Raw genomic sequence first — 16,780 nt, forward strand, 5'->3', positions numbered from 1 at the left:
TACGTATTACGGTTCCCGCATGCAGACGCTTATTCCGCCACGGAGCAGGATCCGACTGACACGCCGGGGCAGACTCGCCCTCGTCGTGACCGGTGTCGTCGTGGCCGGTACCGCCGTGGCGGTGCCGCTGCTGACGGTGGCCGATCACCATGAGGCACCCAGGTCCGCCGCACTCGTCGTCCCGGAGGGCTGGCGCGCGAGCCAGGTGTACGAGGCGATCGACAAGGCGCTCGCCCTGCCTTCGGGCAGCACCCGCACCTCACTCGGCAAGGCCCGGCTGACGCTGCCCAAGGACGCCGGGGGCAACCCGGAGGGCTATCTCTTCCCGACCTCCTACCCCCTGCGCAAGGGCGCGACGCCCGAGTCCGTGCTGCGCTCCATGGTGGACACCGCCCACCAGAAGTTCGACGGCGCACCGGTCGCCGCCGGGGCCCAGCGCAACTCGCTGAACGTCTACCAGGCCCTCACCGTCGCCAGCATCATCCAGGCCCAGGCCGTGAAGAAGGAGGACATGGGCAAGGTCGCCCGGGTCATCCTCAACCGGCTGGAGCGCGGGATGCCGCTGCAACTGGACTCCACCCTGAGCTACGCGCTGGGCCGCGCGCGCACCACGGAGGACGACACCAAGAGCGACAGCCCGTACAACACCTATCAGCGCATGGGCCTGCCGCCGACGCCGATCGGCAACCCGGGCGAGGACGCGATGCGCGCCGCCATCAACCCGACGCCGGGCGACTGGCTGTACTTCGTGACGGTCAAGCCGGGGGACACCCGGTTCACCGCCGATTACGAGACGCATATGCGCAATGTGGAGGAGTTCAACTCCCTGCAGCAGAAGGCGGGGCAGCAGACGGGCGGGAGCCGGAGCCCGAGCCCCTCCTCGTCGTCCGCGCCGCGGTCCGGGGAGGCCGGCTGAGCCGACAGCTCCGGCGGTTCGTCACGCGGCGACCGACCGGTCCTCCGCCAGCAGCCGTCTGATGTCCCGTACGGCCGAGCGGCCGGCCCGGTTGGCCCCGATCGTGCTGGCCGAGGGTCCGTAGCCGACGAGGTGGACCCGGGGGTCGGCCACGGCGCGCGTCCCCTCCACCCGGATCCCGCCGCCGGGCTCGCGCAGCCGCAGTGGCGCGAGATGGCCGAGCGCCGCCCGGAACCCGGTCGCCCACAGGATCACATCGGCGTCCACGCGGTCGCCGTCCCGCCACTCCACGCCGTCGGGGGTGATCCGGTCGAACATCGGCCGCCGGTCCAGGACCCCGTCCGCGAGCCCCCGGCGGATCGCGTCGTTCAGGGGCAGCCCGGTGACCGAGACCACGCTGTGCGGCGGCAGCCCCTCGCGCACCCGTTCCTCCACCAGCGCGACGGCGGCCCGCCCCGCCTCCTCGTCGAACGGCCCCTCGCGGAAGACGGGCGGCCGCCGCGTGACCCAGGTGGTCGCGGCCGCGTACGGGGCGAGTTCCAGCAGGTGCTGGGTGCCGGAGGCGCCGCCGCCCACGACCACCACCCGCCGTCCGGCGAACTCCTCCGGCCCGGTGTACTGCGCGGTGTGCAACTGCCGCCCGCGGAAGGTCTCCTGGCCCGGATAGCGCGGCCAGAACGGGTGGTCCCAGGTGCCGGTCGCGTTGATCAGCGCACGGGCCGACCAGGTGCCGGCGGAGGACTCCACGAGCAGTCGCCCGCCGTCCCCCTCGCGCACCGCCCGCACCTCCACCGGGCGCCGTACCCGCAGGTCGAAGGCGTGTTCGTACCGGTCGAAGTACGCGCCGACGACCTCGGCCGACGGCCGCGCCGGATCGGCGCCGGTCAGCTCCATCCCGGGGAGCGCGTGCATCCCGTGCACCTTGCCGTACGTCAGCGAGGGCCAGCGGAACTGCCAGGCGCCGCCCGGCGCGGGGGAGTGGTCGAGCACCACGAAGTCGCGGTCCGGCTCGAAGCCGGCCCGGCGCAAGTGATAGGCGCTGGACAGTCCGGCCTGACCAGCGCCGACGACGACCACCTCGACCTCACGCATTTCGTTCACGCTTCTACCAACAGCGTGCCATGCACCGCTCTTCCCGCCCGGTGTCACAGGCATGCGCCAGGATGGGAGGCATGTCAGATGCCTTCACCACCCGAATCCTGAACGTCTCCACCGGCTCCCGGGAACGCGTGGTCGACCTCACCGGGGACTGCGAGGACTTCCTGCGGGAGACCGCGGGCGGCCGCGACGGTCTGCTGAACATCTTCGTCCCGCACGCCACCGCCGGGATCGCCGTCATCGAGACCGGCGCGGGCAGTGACGAGGACCTCCTCGCCGCCCTGCACACCCTGCTCCCCGCCGACGACCGCTGGCAGCACCGCCACGGCAGCCCCGGCCACGGCCGCGACCATGTGCTCCCGGCGTTCGTCCCGCCCCATGCGACCCTGCCGGTGATCGGCGGCCGGCTGGAACTCGGCACCTGGCAGTCGGTGTGCCTGGTGGACACCAACAGGGACAATCCCGAGCGCAAGGTCCGGCTTAGCTTCCTCGGCTGATGCGTGTGGGGAAACCGTAGCGTCGAATTCCGGCCGTACCCAATGCCCCTCGGCCCCTGCGGTATCAGGCCGTGGCCGTCATGGTCTCTGGTGTGGTCGGGCGGCGGGATGTGAGCCCGCGACCTCTTGGTTCCGAATGAGGATCGATTGCTGGGCCTGCCAAGGCGGATGGCGTTTGCGCCGGTCGTAGACGGGTCCCGGCTGGCGTCGCCTGACCCGGAGGTGCGGTTGGGGGCGGGTTGGTTCCCGGATGGCTCCCGACGGACGGAGCCTCAGTCTTGTGCTGGGAGCGGGATCGACGCGGATTGTGTCGGGGCGGGGCGACGATCGCTATGACGACGGCAGTCGCCGAAGCGGCAAGGGTGAACGCGCCGGGTGTGGTGGCCCAGGCCGCGAAGGCGGCACCGGATGGTGCGTCGTGGCGGCGAGCCGACGCCGCTTGATCTCTCTGCTGTGCGCACGTGCGGCTGCCCTCCGACAGCTCCGAGGTGCCGCGCAACGTGGTTGCGCGGCACTGCGTCACCGCCGGTACATTGCCTTCGTGTGCCTTTGCTATGACCTTCTCATGGCCCGCCTCCTTTAGGGTCAGAAGCCGCAGTTGCGAACCAGGGGGAGGCGGCAGCGATGGGTGACGGCAAGGTCCCCGGCAAGGTGCTGGACATCAAGACCGCCGACATCAAGGCGGCGGCACCTGCCTTCCATCAAGGGGCCGTCGATCTGGGCAAGGCCCTGACCGCTCTCGTCCAGACCCTTGATGCCCTCGGCGAGCCCTGGGGTCACGACAAGCAGGGCAATCAGTTCGGCGGCGTCTACAAGCCGCACCAGAAGTCGATCGAGAGCGCGGCGGGGATCCTGGTGCTCGGTCTGACGAGCATTCATGAAGCCATGGTCGACATGGCCGACGGGCACGTGGACAACGACAAGCTGGTCGCGGGAATGTTCACGGAAGTGAAGATCCACAAGCAGAGCGACGGTGCCGGTGAGCATTGAGAGCAAGGCCCGCCACATCCTTCTCGACATGGGCCTGTGGTGGCCGGAGGCCGACTCCGGCAAGCTGCGGGACGCGGCGAAAGCCTGGCGTGCGTTCGCTCATTCGGTGGATGACGTCCGTTCCCCGGTGCACCGCAGCGCTTCCGGGATCATCCACAACAACACGGGTGAGTCGATCGAGGCGTTCCACAAGTTCTGGGACCGCTACGCCAAAGGCAAGGACGGCGGCTGGCTGAGCGACCTCGCGAAGTCGTCGCGGGACATGGCCGGCGCGCTGGAGAAGTTCGCCGACGCCATCGACGATGCGATCAACAAGCTGTGGACGCGGATCGCCGTCGACGCCGCCGTGATCGCGGGTGGCGTGGCGCTGGCCATCATGACCGCGGGCATTGCCTCGGGTGCGGCGGCAGTTGCGGCGGACGCGGTCATCGAGTTCGGCGCCACGATCGGCGTCGGGGTCTCCACGGTGGTGGCCGACATCATCGGAGGCGCCTTCGTCGGCGTCGCGTTCGGCGGGGTCGAGTCGGTCACCGTCGACCTCGCGGTGGCCCAGCCGCTGCAGATGGCCACGGGTCTGCAGCACGGCTTCAGCCTGGACGAGGTCAACCAGGCCGCCGAGAACGGCATGATCTTCGGTGGCGCCCTGGGAGCGGGCGGCGGCCTGCTGAAGGCCAGCATGGAAGGCGGCCTCGCCGACACCACCCCACTGCTACTGCGCCCGCCATCGCTCCGCCCCGACCTGGTCGATCTCGGCCCGGCGGCCCGCAACGCCGACGACACGCCGTGCGTGGGCGAGCCGATCGACGTGGCGACCGGCGCGATGCTGACGACGCAGACCGACCTGACCCTGCCGGGCAGCCTGCCGCTTCAGTTCACGCGCACCCACCTCTCCTCCTGCCGGGGAGGCGTCTGCTTCGGTCCGACCTGGATGTCCACCCTCGACGAGTGCCTCCAGATCGACGGTGAGGGCGTCGTGTTCGCCGCTGCCGACGGCATGCGCCTGGTGTACCCGGTGCCGGAACCCGGCGTTCCCACGATGCCGGTGAAGGGTGCCCGCTGGTCGCTGGAGTGGGACGGCGAGCCGGATGGCGCGATGGCGGTCACGGACCCGTCTACGGGCGTGGTCCGCACGTTTGCCGCCCCGGTCCCGTCACCGTCCTTCGGCGTGTTCCACCTGGCCCTGGACTCCTGGAGCGACCGAAACGGCAACCGCATGGACATCGAACGCGACGACCAGGGCATCCCGTTCGGCATCCGCCACTCCGGCGGCTACTACATCGCCGTCGACACCCAGGGCCCCCGCGTCACAGCTCTGCGCCTCCTGGACGAGCCGTCCTCCCGCTACCGCCCGGACCGTGCGACTGACGAGGGCACGGTCGTCATGCGTTACTGCTACGACGCCACCGGCAGCCTCACGGAGGTCATCAACTCCAGCGGCGAACCCCTGCGCTTCAGCTACGACCCCGAGGGCCGCCTCACCCGCTGGACCGACCGCAACGGCATCTGGTTTTCCTACGCCTACGACGAGCGCGGCCGGGTCACCCGCACCGAGGGCATCGACGGCATCCTCTCCGGCACCCTGACCTACGACGACACCACCCGCACCACGACGTACACCGACTCCCAGGGCCACGTATCGGTGTACCGGTACAACGCCGAAGGGATGGTGGTGGAGGAGACGGACCCGCTGGGCCATGTCACACGGACCGAGTGGGACGAGTACGGGACACGGCCGCTCGCGGTGACGGACCCGCTGGGCCACACCACGCGCTACGCGTACGACGACGCAGGCAACCTCACCGGCCTGACTCTCCCCGATGGGGCGGAGGTACAGGCGGAGTACAACGCGCTCGGACTGCCGACAAAGGTCATCGAGCCGGGCGGGGCGGTCTGGCGGCACACCTACGACAGCCGCGGCAATGTGCGTGTCACCACGGATCCGACCGGTGCCGAGACCCGCTACGAGTACGACAGTTCAGGGCACCTCATCGCGGTCACAGACGCGCTGGGTCACACTCGGACAATCGAGTCGAATGCGGCCGGTCTGCCGATCACGCTCAGCGACGAGCTGGGACATGAGACGACGGTGGGCCGCGACGTGTTCGGCCGGATCGTGGCGGTGACGGACCCACTCGGTCACACCACACGCATGGGATGGACCCTTGAGGGCAAGCCGGAGTGGCGCGAGTGTCCCGACGGCACGCGCGAATCCTGGACCTGGGACGCTGAAGGCAATCTGATCGCGCACACCGATCTCGCCGGAAATACGACCCGGCAGACGGCCGCACCCTTCGACGTCCCGGCAACCCGCACAGACTCGGACGGCACCCGGTACGGGTTCACCTACGACACCGAGTTGCGTCTGACAGGCGTCACCAACCCCGAGGGGCGAACATGGTCCTACCTCTATGACGAGGCCGGCCGGCTGATCGCGGAGACGGACTTCAACGGGCGCACGCTGACATACGCGTTTGACGCCGCGGGCAAGTTGATCGCCAGGACCAACGGTGCCGGCGAGATCCTGCGCTTCACACGTGACGCGCGCGGCAGGGTCGTGGCCCAGGAAACCGACAGCGGTGAGATCACGGCATACGCGTACACACCGGACGGCAACCTGTGCCGCGCGGCCAACACGGACGCCCAGGTGGTCCTGGAACGGGACGCACGGGGGCGGATCCTGTCGGAGACGGTCGACGATCGCACGTCGGTCTTCCAGTACGACGCCCTCGGGCGCCGTACTCGGCGTGTGGCACCGTCCGGCCTGGCGTCGGACTGGACGTACGACGCGGCCGGACGACCGATGCGACTGCGCTCAGTGGCAGGCTCGCTGGACTTCTCGCACGACGCCGCGGGTCGTGAGATCAAGCGCCGGTTCGGAGAGGGAGCGACGCTCACACAGAGCTGGAACCCGAACGGGCAGATGACCGCGCAGTCTCTGACCTCCGTCACCGCCGGGGCCGTTCCGGACCGCCTCCTTCAGCACCGTACGTACGCGTATCGGGTCGACGGCCATCTCACCGAGATCCGAGAGCTGACTTCGGGCACACGCCGCTTCAGCCTGGACGGTACGGGCCGGGTCACAGAGGTACAGGCGCACGGCTGGACCGAGACCTACGCCTACGACACCACCGGCAAAGTGCGGGAGGCGTCGGCGCCCGGCCACGGCTCCCCCGGTGAGCGCGCGTTCGAGGGCATGATCGTCCGCCGGGCGGGGCGGACGACGTACGAGCACGATGCCCAAGGCCGGGTCATCCGGCGTACGCGCAGACTCCTCAGCGGGAAAACGCATACATGGTCCTACGGATGGAACGCGGAGGACCGCCTGACCGAGGTGGTCACGCCGAGCGGCGACAGATGGAGGTACACCTACGATCCGCTGGGCCGGCGCATCTCCAAGCACCGTGTGACCGACGATGGATCAACCGTCGACCGTGTCGAATTCTCCTGGGATGACACCCGTCTGACCGAAGAGGCGGGCCCGGACGGCAAGGTGACCACGTGGGACTACGAACCGCACACCCACCGCCCGGTCACCCAGACCCATCACACACCGTCGCCTGTCCCTGGGGGAGACTCCTTCCTCGCGCGACTCGCGCAGGAGACGGGCCCCGAGAACGACACGCGTTTTCTCGCAGTCATCACCGACAACGCCGGTTCCCCCATGGAACTCGTCGCCGAAGAGGGCGAGGTGGTGTGGCAGCGTCGTAGCACCTTGTGGGGCACCCACGTTCCTGCTGGGACCGACGACCCGGAATCTGTTGTCTGTCCGCTGCGCTTTCCGGGCCAGTACGCCGACACTGAGACGAGCCTGAACTACAACTACTTCCGCTACTACGATCCGGAAGTAGCCCGGTACCTCAGCCCCGACCCGCTTGGGCTCGACGCCGCTCCCGATCACTATGCTTACGTCGACGCGCCGCTGCTGCTGGTCGACCCGCTGGGTCTGAAGTGCGAAGAGGTCGTTCCCACGCCCCGGACCGGGGTCAAGGGGCTCATCAAGGACGCTCAGCTCCCCCACACGGGACGCATCCGCTTCGTCCCGGACAAGAGAGTGTCGGTCAGTACGGGCCTGCCCCGCGGCGCTCGGAAGGGTTATATCGACCGGTTCGGTAATGAATGGATCAAGGGGCCGTCCAGGACCGCCGGGCAGCCGTTCGAATGGGATGTTCAGCTGAGCAAGCTGGGCAAGGCCAAGATGGGGTGGCTCAGCAGAGACGGTAGCCACCTCAATGTGTCCCTCGACGGCGAGATCACTCACAAGTGATCGGAAAGGACTGACCTAAAGATGGCGGACACCCTCCCGTTCTACGGAGAAGTGCGCGTTCTCCAGGCCTCCGACAGACCGGATCTGGAGGGCAAGCTCGGAGGCATCCTCGGCATCACCGAGCCGCCCGACGAAGCGACTCCGCCTGCCTACGCCGTGATGGTCGACGGAGAGGAGGAGGTGTACACATTCCTCCGTGAGGAGATCGAGCCCACGGGGCGTATGCGAAAGCAGGAGGACTACTACTGACGGCGGTCGCCGACGGACTGGGCGTCACTGTCTACGACGCGGGCGTACGCGAGCCGTTCGGTCCGCCCCGGCCATCCGACGCGCCGCCTGAGGGGACAACAGTCAACCGGCCTCGCCTTTACGGGGCGTGCGCTGGGGCCGTTCCGACTGCATGCTTTCCCTGAACTCGTTCCGGGGGTGGCGACCATCGGGTCACCCATCTGGCGGGCAGCACGTCCCGGCAGGAGGTCCCCGCCCGGTGAAGATCAACGGCCAGGCCGCACGTCCGCGGCGACGCGTGGGCGACGCGGTACGACAGGGGGATTCCCGGGCCTGCCACGCGCCGCCGGGTCCGCCGTGGATACTCCCGCTCCTCCGCCGTGGGGCGAACAAATGCTCAGTAACGTACGGTGTGGTGGACGCAGCAAGCCGGGCTCGCCGCGACAGAAGCGGTTGCGCAGTACGCGGCAGCCCCGGTCCGTCCAGGCCCGGGAGAGGAAGCATGACCATACGCGTCCGGCAGCGGCCCAGGAGCCGCCGCACAGCCCTGCGCACCGGGGTCCCGCTGGTCACTCTGGCACTCGCAGTCGCGGGCTGCGGTGCATCGGTCACGCCAGGGGCGGCGACGAGTTCCCCCCGGGCCACCGCGGCCACCCACGGCACAGGGACCCCGGGCACCACCGGTCCGGTGCCGAGCCGTACCGGAACCGACGTCGCCACGACCACCGTGCGCACCGCGCCGATGTCCCCCGCCGCCACCTGCACCGACCGGTTCCTGTCCGGCATGACCACGGCCCAGCGGGTCGGACAGCTCTTCATGGGGGGAGTCTCCGCGGCCCGGCCCGACCAGGCCCAGTTGCGCATTCTGCGCGACAACCACGTGGGGTCCGTCATGCTGACCGGCCGCAGCACCGCCGGTACGGCGGCGACCAGGAAGATCGTCGATGGTTTCCGGGGCCAGGCGGACCGGGTCGGCGGCCGGCAGGTCGGCCTGATGGTCGCGACCGACCAGGAGGGCGGCCGGGTGCAGGTGCTCAACGGCCCCGGCTTCTCGGCCATGCCCAGCGGGCTGGTCCAGGGCAGCCGGCCGACCACGATGCTGCGCGCCCAGGCCGCCGTGTGGGCCCTCCAGCTCAAGAGGGCCGGGGTCGACCTGAACCTGGCGCCGGTCGCCGACGTGGTGCCCGCCGAGCTGGGCACCCGCAACATCCCCATCGGTTCCTTCCAGCGCGAGTACGGCCACACGCCGGACACCGTGACCTCCCACACCGGCGCCTTCGCCGCCGGCTTCGCGCAGTCGGGCGTGATGACCACGCTCAAGCACTTCCCCGGGCTGGGCCAGGTGATCGGCAACACCGACACCACCGCCGGTGTCGTGGACTCGGTGACGAGCGCCACCAGCCCCAGCCTCAAGCCGTTCCAGGCCGGCATCCAGGCCGGGTCGCCCTTCGTGATGGTCTCGTCCGCCACCTACACCAAGATCGACGCCAAGCACCTGGCGGCCTTCTCGCCGACGGTCATCGACCAGCTCCTGCGCGGCCAACTCGGCTTCGGGGGAGTGGTCATCTCGGACGACCTCGGGAACGCGGTCGCGGTACGGTCCTTCAGCCCCGCCCAACGGGCCGTCAACTTCACCGGGGCGGGTGGGGACATGATCCTCACCGTGCGGCCGGACATCATACCCGCCATGACGCAGGCCATCCAGACCAAGATGGGGCAGGACGCCTCCTTCCGGGCCAAGGTCGACGCCAGCGTGCGCCGGATACTCGACGCCAAGGGCAAGGCGGGCCTGCTCGACTGCGGCTGAGGTCTCGAAGCGCGAGTCGCTCGCAGGGCACGGTCACGACGTCCAGGCGGCCAGGCACAACGCGCGGTCCAGTTCGGCCGTGTAGTGGGCCGCGGCCAGCCAGGCGCGGGCGAAGCGGTCGGGGTCGGCGGGCCGGAGGCGGCCGAAGACGTCATGGGCGCGGTCCGCGGCGGCGGAGTGGAGGTCCATCAGGAGGTCCGCCGCCGTGGCCAGACCCGACTGGTGCAGGCGGCGGGCGTCGGCGCGGGTGCCGCCGGGGAGGGCGAGGACGGGGCGGCCGCCCGAGACGGTCTGGTGGACACGGCGGCGGAGCAGGTGGATCGGCGCCTCGTCGGGGACGGGCGCCGGGCGGGCCGGAGCCGCGGGAACGGCGGGCAGGTCGGCGCGCTGGAGACGGTCCAGGCCGATGTCGAGACGGGTGTCGGACCGGGTCGGGTGCTCGGCGGCGAGCAACCGGGCCCGCGGATGCGCGGCCGGGGTGAGGCGGGCCACGATGCGCAGCCGGGTGCCGCGGGCGGCGGACAGCAGGCGCAGATTGTCGCGGTGGGGGAGCGCGGGATGGTCGTGCGCCGCGGTCAGGCGCAGGGCGACGCCGTTGCAGTCGGCGAGCAGGCAGTCGCCCGCCGCCTCCGCCGCGGTGCCGGCGAGGGTGACGTCCAGGAACAGCAGGCCGTGGCCGCCGGTCAGGGCGCGGGTTATCTGGTCGGGGACGGGCTCCGCCCAGAGCCGGGCCACCGGGTCCTCGTGCCAGCCGGCACCGGAGGCCCGCACCGCCCGTACTCCCGCGCCCGCGCCGAGCCGGCCCGTGGGGGAGACGGTGGCGCCCGACACCGCGAGGCCCGCGCGGGCCAACTCGCGGTGGGTCAGGGCGGTGTCGCCGAGCCGCACGGTCCGGTCAGCCGCGCCCACCGCCCGCCCGGCGCCGCCCGGGGCCACGTCGGACACCTGGTACAGCCGGCCGTCCGCGTCGGCGGTCCAGGTCACCGCGCCCGCGTAGCCGCTCGCGGTGAGCACCGGTTCGGAGAAGAGGCCGTACAGGCGCAGTGAGCCGTCCGGGCGGTAGGGCTGTCGCGCGGTGCCGCGCAGGGCGGACAACTCGGTGCCGGAGGCGGCCGGGACGCGGTGGGAGACGTGGAGGACGTCGTGCAGGCCGGTGACGAGATCGGTCAGGTGGTACGCCGGGTCGGCCGAGCGGGCCGCGCGCAGGGCGGTGACCACCGAGACGGCCGTGGCCGCGGCCCGGTGCAGGCCCGCGAGACGGGCGGTGTGCGCGGCGCGCAGCAACTCCGCCTGGAGCACGGCACCCGCCCCGTCCGTACCGGCCTCCAGCACGGCGGCCGCGGCGAGTCGTACGGCGCGGGCGGCGGCACGCTGGTCCGGCGTGGCCGACTCGTACGGCACGGCCGCCTCTGTCGGCCGCTCGTCGTCCGAACCGCCGTGCCCGGCGGGGGAGCCGGCCGAGATCCCGCCGCGTTCCGATGCTTCGTCCTCCGCGACCGGGGCCAGGGAGGCGGCCGCGGCGCGGTGCAGGCAGTCCGGGGCCAGCAGGCAGCCGCAGCGGACGGCGTCCGCCTGTCTCACCGCACCGTCCGGGGCGTGGAGTTCGAGGCCCGTGTCGTCGTCCACGGCGATGCGCACGACGTCGCCGTCGCGGACCACGGGCCGGTCCGCCAGCTTGGCGATGCCGGAGTCGAGGCGTTTGCGCAGCCGGGACGAGAGCGCGGCGACGAGTTCGGCGGTCACGGCCGGGGCGACCGGAGGCAGTTGCGGACTCATGCGATCTTCTCCCCTACCCAACGGGCGAGTTCGAGCGGACTGAGGGCGGCCACCGGCATGCCCGCGGCGACCAACTGGCCCGCGACGCCGGTCGAGTAGCGCGGGCGGCCGGAGTCGTCCAGGCTCGCGCAGCCCAGGACATGGCAGCCCGCGCCGACCAGGGCTCGGACCTCGGAGAGCAGCCCGCCGAGCGGATAGCCCTCCTCGAAGTCGCTGATGACCACGACGAGGGTGCGCGAGGGCACCGTCACCAGTTCGCGCGCGTGGCGCAGCCCGGCCGCGATATGGGTACCGCCGCCGACCCGCACCTCAAGGAGCAGCGACAGCGGATCCTCGACATGGTCCGTCAGATCCATCACCTCGGTCGAGAAGGCCAGGAAGTGCGTGGACAGCGTGGGCACGGCGGCCAGCACCGAGGCGGTGAGCGCCGCCCAGATGGTGGACGCCTCCATGGAGCCCGACACGTCGGTGACCAGGACCAGCCGCCAGTCGGCCGCGCGCCGGGCGCGGCTGCGGAAGACGGGACGTTCGGGGACGACGAGGACCGTGCCGTCCGGCTCGCGGCGGGCGGTGGCCAGGTTCGCCCGCAGGGTGCGGGCCAGGTCCAGGCCGCCGCCGGGGCGCCGACCGGGGCGGGGCAGGGCGGTGCCGTGCAGCGCGGGGCGCAGCCGGGTCGCCAGCTGCCGGGTCAGCGCCTCGACCAGCCGGCGCACCAGCGGACGCAGCGCGGCCAGCCGGGCCTCCGGCAGCCCGCCCGCGTGCCGCAGCACCGAGCGCAGCAGGTCCACGGAGGGCCGTACGGTGTCCGGGTCCAGCTCCGTGAGCACGTCCCGCCGGCCCGCCGCGGCCGCGGCCGCCAGCACCTCCTCACGGATGCCGGGACCGAACAGCGCCGCCAGCTCCTCGGACCACTCGCGTACGCCGGGGTACGACGCCTCGCGCCCGCCGCGGCCCCCCTCCGCCATGTCGCCCCGGCTGCCCTCGCCGCGGCCGCGGCCGTACAACTCGTCGAGCGCGGTCGCCAACGGACGTGCGGAGGCGGGGAGCTGGTTGCTCCGGCGGCCCAGAAGGAGACGCCAGCGGTCGGCGGGGGAGAGGTGGTGGGCGGGAGTGGGGCCAGGGGCCGGTCCCAGGCCGGGCGTGGTCGGGGCGGGGGGCTCGACGGCGTCGGTGGCGCCCGCCACGGGGGCCTGGGCGGTGCTGTCCCCGGCGGGCCGCTCGGGCGGCAGCAGGCCCAGCGCGGCCAGCGCCTCGCGGGCGGTCAGGTCGGCTCGGGTCCAGCGGGCCAGGGCCGTGGGGTCGATGTCGTCCGTGTCGTAGGGGCGTTCGCCGTCCAGACGTTCCTCGACCGCGGACAGCAGGCGTTCGCGCGCGGCGGGACTGAGGGTGTCGAAGCCGCCGCGCAGGGCCGGGAGGCGGTCGAGGAAGTCGCGGTCGGACAGCTCCGACACCCGGTTCAGCAGCGGTTCCAGTGCGGGCGCGGCCGATTCGAGCAGCGGTCCGGCCGCGGCCAGCAGGCCGGTCAGGCGGGCGGTGAGCGCCGAACGGGACTCGGGGCCGGCGGCGCCGTCCACCCAGGAGGCCACACGGTCGCCGAACACCCGCGCCTCCTCCTGCCCCAGCAGCACCCGTACGGCCCCGGCGGCGCCCCGCATCAGCGGCGAACCGCCGGCCGCCAGCCGGGCCAGCGCGTCCCCGAGCCGGATGCCGCCCGACCGGTCGGCGCGCTGGGCGAGTTCCAGCAGGGCGCGGGCGTCGGCCGGGTCCTCGGAACCGGTGAGCCCGTCGAGTTGACGTACGGCGGCGGCGGTCAGCGTCTCGGCGACGGCCGCCGCCCGCCCCGTACGCTCCCCGTCCGCGCCCAGCCCGGTGATGTGCCCGGCCCGCACCCGGTCCAACAGGGCGAGTCCGGCGAGGAGTTCGGGCAGCGTGGCGGTGTCCGGGAGCACCTCGGCGGTCTCGGCGAGGCGTTCGTCGGCGAGGGCGGGCAGGCCGCACTCCGCGGCCTCCTCCAGACCTCGCAGGGTCTGGGCGGCCGTCGGCCCGCCCTCGTCCTGCTCCTGGCGCCGCCGCTCGCGCAGCACGCCCTCGGCGGCCTGGGCCGGGGTGACCCCGCGGATGCCGGCCACGGTCAGCATGGCCGCCGTGGCCGGGGTCCAGCGCACCTCCCAGCGCGAGGTCAGGGCGTCGGCGCCGCCCGTGCCGGCCACCGCCTTCGGCTCGGCGTACGGCACCGAGCACACGGCGAGGCGGCGCAGCAGGAGTTCGCGGCGCCGGTCCAGGTCGGAGCGGAGCGGGTCGAGGCGCAGGTCGCGGGCGGCGCCCGGGCTCGGCTCGGCGGGCCCCGGCAGGTTCAGCGCGGCCAGCTCCGCCTCCACCGCCGGGGCCAGTCCGCTGCGCGGCGCGTCCGGCGCGGGACGGCCGGTCCGCGTGCCGACGAGCACCTTCTCCATCGCCCTCGCCACGGCGCGTCCGCGGCCGTACGGCTCGCCCTGGGCCAGCACCGTCTGCACCGCCTCGACCAGTTCGCCCCGGCCCGCCGCGGGCAACCCCCGCAGCCGGGCCAGGTCACCGGCCAGCCGCGCGATCTCCCGCGCGTCGGCGGGCCCGGACGGGTGCCCCAGCGCCCGCAGTTCGGCACAGATCCGCACGGCGGCACCGGTCAGCGCGTCCTCCAGGGCCGTCGGATCGCCGGCCGCGTCCAGCACCATGTGCTGCCATTCCGGGTCGCGGATGCCGGCCGGGTAGCCGGAACGCGCGTCCAGGAGGGCGTAGGTGTAGGGGATGAGGGAGGTGGTCCAGGCCGGGACGGGCGCGGGGGTCTCTTCGGCCGTGGTACCGCTGCCCGCGTCCTCGCCGTCCACCGGCGCGAGCAGCGCCGGGGCGTGGAAGGCGCCGACCACGACCGCCGCACGCTCCCCGCGCGCCGTGGCCCTGGCGAGACATGCCCGCATCCACCGCTCACGCCGCAGATCCAGCAGCGGCACCCCGCCGGAGGCCGCAGCCTCCTCCCGCAACGCCCATCCCGTCAGCAACGCGGCCCGCCGCAGCGCCTCCGGCGGGGAACCGGGCGCGGCGGCCTCGACCAACCGGTCCCAGAGGTCGTCCCCCGGACGTCCGGTGAGACGGGAGCGCAGTGCGGAGGCGACCCCCGGCCGGCCCGTGGCTGCCCGCGGCTCGGGCACTCCGGAGCCCCCGCCCGGTGCCGGCGCGTCGTCCGGGGCTACGGGTCGGGTGCGGTCCTCCTTGGGTGCGTCCTTGGCCGGGGCGTCGGGTGGGGCGTGGTTACCGATTGCTTGGTCCTTGGCCGGGGCGTCGGGTCGGGTGCGGTCCGAGGCCGGTGCGGCTTTGTCCGGTGCTTCGGGCCGGAGGTGGCGCTCCGTCGCTGGGTCCTCGCCCGGTGCGTTCCCCCGGGCGTGGTCCCCGATCGGCGTGTCCCTGGTCGGGGCTTCGGGGCGGGCGGCCTTCCAGGCCGGTGCGTTCTTGCCCGGTGCTTGCGGCCGGGCGCGGTCCCCCGTCGGCCCGTCCTCGTCCTCCTCGGGCACCCCCGCCCAGGCCCGGTCCGCCAGCGGCAGATCACACGCGATCACCGGTATCCCGCTCCGCGCCGCCCACCGCACGGCGGCCAGCTCCGGCGAGAAGTCGGCGAAGGGATAGAACGCCGGGCCGCTCCTCCCGGTCGACGGCGCGGCGGCGAGGGCGATCGGGGCGCGGGTGTCCTCGTGGGCGAGCCAGGGCAGCCACTCCTCCAGTTCGGCGGGGAGCTCCACCAGGACCACGTCCGGCGCGGCCGCGTCCAGCAGGTCGGGCACGGCCGCGGCCAGGGAGGGCGCGTGGTGGCGCACGCCGATGAGGTACGGCGCCGTCGGGTCGGTCAGGGCGGCGAGGGCCGCGTCGGGAGTGTCGTACGGCACGGTCCTCAGCCCTCCAGGACCGTGCGCAGGTCCCACAGGGTGCGCCAGGTGGCGGAGCCCTGTTCGGCGCGGCGCCGGACCGGTCCGTCCCAGTAGCCGCGCAGCCGTGCCGCGTCCGCCGGGTCGTCCTTGCGTACGACACCGAGCAGATGGCCCGGCAGCAGCCCGAGGACGTCACGGTCCCCCGGGAAGTACGCGGCGGCCAGCCCCAGCGCGCCCGCCACGGAGACGGCCTCCGCGGTGCTCATCACCGTGGACGGCCGCTCCACCTCCCAGCCCTCGGCCGAGCGGCCCTCCCGGAGGTCACGGAAGACGGTGACCAGGGCCTCCAGGACCGCGTCGTCGACCTGGAAGGGCGCGCCCGCCCGCTCCACCGACGCCCGTGCCTGGCCGCGGACCAGTGCCGTCTCGGCGTCGAGGTCCGCGATGGGGCCGACCGTCTCGAAGTTGAAGCGGCGCTTGAGCGCGGCCGACATCTCCGAGACGCCCTTGTCGCGCAGGTTGGCGGTGGCGATCAGGGTGAAGCCCGGGGCCGCGTGCGCCAACGAGTCCTCACCGCCCGCCAGTTCGGGAACCGCGATGCGCCGCTCCGACAGCAGGGACACCAGGGCGTCCTGCACTTCGGGCAGACACCGGGTGACCTCCTCGACGCGGGCGACCGCGCCCCGGGTCATCGCGGTGAGCACCGGGGAGGGCACGAGTGCCGTCCGGCTGGGGCCCTGCGCGAGCAACAGGGCGTAGTTCCAGCCGTACTTCAGCTGGTCCTCCGTCGTACCCGCCGTGCCCTGCACGACCAGCCCGCTGGTTCCGCACACGGCGGCCGACAGCAGCTCCGACAGCATGGACTTGGCGGTGCCGGGCTCACCGACGAGCAGCAGGCCGCGCTCTCCGGCGAGCGTGACGACACACCGCTCCACCAGCGCGCGGTCGCCGACGAACTTGCCGCCGATCTCCAGCCGCCGCGGCACCCCGTCCGGCACCGCGGCATCCTCGGGCAGCCGCAGCGCCTGTCCGCCGCTGCCCATCACGAAGGTCACCACGGCCCGGGGCGTGAGCCGCCAGGCGGGCGGCCGGGGACCGGCGTCGTACGCCGCGAGAAAGGCCAGTTCGGCGGCGTACCGGTCCTCGGGCGGGACGATCTGGCGGCTGGCGTCGGGAACGAGGACGGTCGTCATCGGAGGGAGTCCTTCAGGGAGTGGCGGGTGGAAAGGGAAGCGGCGGGGGTGCGGCGGGAGACACGGACGGGAACGGACAGGGGGAAGGCGAGGCCGGAGCCGGACCGGCCTCGCC

Annotated in this window: 10 protein-coding genes; 6 read left to right on the forward strand and 4 right to left on the reverse strand. The window is 72.7% G+C overall.

What is annotated here, in order from left to right; all coding sequences use genetic code 11:
* Positions 1–19: 19 nt before the first annotated feature.
* Complete coding sequence (mltG, locus tag ACWDD7_RS14150) at positions 20–916, forward strand: endolytic transglycosylase MltG (protein WP_351865649.1); 897 nt, start codon at positions 20–22, stop codon at positions 914–916.
* 21 nt (positions 917–937) lie between these two features.
* On the opposite strand, the gene ACWDD7_RS14155 is transcribed toward mltG, so the two are convergent.
* The gene (locus ACWDD7_RS14155; protein WP_450457518.1) at positions 938–2,017 is read right to left on the reverse strand and encodes an NAD(P)-binding domain-containing protein; all 1,080 of its coding nucleotides are present in this window, start codon (positions 2,015–2,017) and stop codon (positions 938–940) included.
* Positions 2,018–2,088: 71 nt separating this feature from the next.
* Between ACWDD7_RS14155 and ACWDD7_RS14160 the strand changes: the two genes are divergently transcribed.
* From ACWDD7_RS14160 to ACWDD7_RS14180, 5 genes are all read left to right on the forward strand, one after another.
* On the forward strand, positions 2,089–2,511 hold the full coding sequence (locus tag ACWDD7_RS14160; protein ID WP_351865654.1) for a secondary thiamine-phosphate synthase enzyme YjbQ: 423 nt from the start codon (positions 2,089–2,091) through the stop codon (positions 2,509–2,511).
* Positions 2,512–3,135: 624 nt separating this feature from the next.
* Complete coding sequence (locus tag ACWDD7_RS14165) at positions 3,136–3,501, forward strand: hypothetical protein (protein WP_450457519.1); 366 nt, start codon at positions 3,136–3,138, stop codon at positions 3,499–3,501.
* Positions 3,491–7,765: a polymorphic toxin type 17 domain-containing protein gene (locus ACWDD7_RS14170; RefSeq protein ID WP_450457520.1), complete on the forward strand. Its 4,275-nt coding sequence runs from the start codon at positions 3,491–3,493 to the stop codon at positions 7,763–7,765. The genes ACWDD7_RS14165 and ACWDD7_RS14170 overlap by 11 nt, the downstream gene beginning before the upstream one ends.
* A gap of 21 nt (positions 7,766–7,786) precedes the next feature.
* The gene (locus ACWDD7_RS14175; RefSeq protein WP_351865665.1) at positions 7,787–8,014 is read left to right on the forward strand and encodes a hypothetical protein; all 228 of its coding nucleotides are present in this window, start codon (positions 7,787–7,789) and stop codon (positions 8,012–8,014) included.
* Positions 8,015–8,495: 481 nt separating this feature from the next.
* The gene (locus ACWDD7_RS14180) at positions 8,496–9,800 is read left to right on the forward strand and encodes a glycoside hydrolase family 3 N-terminal domain-containing protein (protein WP_450457522.1); all 1,305 of its coding nucleotides are present in this window, start codon (positions 8,496–8,498) and stop codon (positions 9,798–9,800) included.
* Positions 9,801–9,833: 33 nt separating this feature from the next.
* Here the strand turns inward: ACWDD7_RS14180 and ACWDD7_RS14185 are convergent, their stop codons facing one another.
* From ACWDD7_RS14185 to ACWDD7_RS14195, 3 genes are read right to left on the reverse strand one after another with little or no spacing between them, the layout of a single operon-like run.
* Positions 9,834–11,576: a hypothetical protein gene (locus ACWDD7_RS14185; protein WP_450457523.1), complete on the reverse strand. Its 1,743-nt coding sequence runs from the start codon at positions 11,574–11,576 to the stop codon at positions 9,834–9,836.
* Positions 11,573–15,490, reverse strand: coding sequence for a DUF5682 family protein (locus ACWDD7_RS14190; RefSeq protein WP_450457524.1), 3,918 nt, complete (start codon positions 15,488–15,490; stop codon positions 11,573–11,575). Before ACWDD7_RS14190 ends, ACWDD7_RS14185 begins: the two co-directional genes overlap by 4 nt.
* Before the next feature lie 5 nt (positions 15,491–15,495).
* On the reverse strand, positions 15,496–16,665 hold the full coding sequence (locus ACWDD7_RS14195; protein WP_450457525.1) for an AAA family ATPase: 1,170 nt from the start codon (positions 16,663–16,665) through the stop codon (positions 15,496–15,498).
* Between the last annotated feature and the right edge of the window lie 115 nt (positions 16,666–16,780).

Source organism: Streptomyces sp. NPDC001056 (assembly GCF_053598955.1).

Excerpts from the sequence above, each read along its gene's own strand:
- ACWDD7_RS14185 (WP_450457523.1), bottom strand. The coding sequence starts at position 11,576 with ATGAGTCCGCAACTGCCTCCGGTCGCCCCGGCCGTGACCGCCGAACTC.
- ACWDD7_RS14180 (WP_450457522.1), top strand. The coding sequence starts at position 8,496 with ATGACCATACGCGTCCGGCAGCGGCCCAGGAGCCGCCGCACAGCCCTG.
- ACWDD7_RS14175 (WP_351865665.1), top strand. The coding sequence starts at position 7,787 with ATGGCGGACACCCTCCCGTTCTACGGAGAAGTGCGCGTTCTCCAGGCC.
- ACWDD7_RS14160 (WP_351865654.1), top strand. The coding sequence starts at position 2,089 with ATGTCAGATGCCTTCACCACCCGAATCCTGAACGTCTCCACCGGCTCC.
- ACWDD7_RS14165 (WP_450457519.1), top strand. The coding sequence starts at position 3,136 with ATGGGTGACGGCAAGGTCCCCGGCAAGGTGCTGGACATCAAGACCGCC.
- mltG (WP_351865649.1), top strand. The coding sequence starts at position 20 with ATGCAGACGCTTATTCCGCCACGGAGCAGGATCCGACTGACACGCCGG.
- ACWDD7_RS14195 (WP_450457525.1), bottom strand. The coding sequence starts at position 16,665 with ATGACGACCGTCCTCGTTCCCGACGCCAGCCGCCAGATCGTCCCGCCC.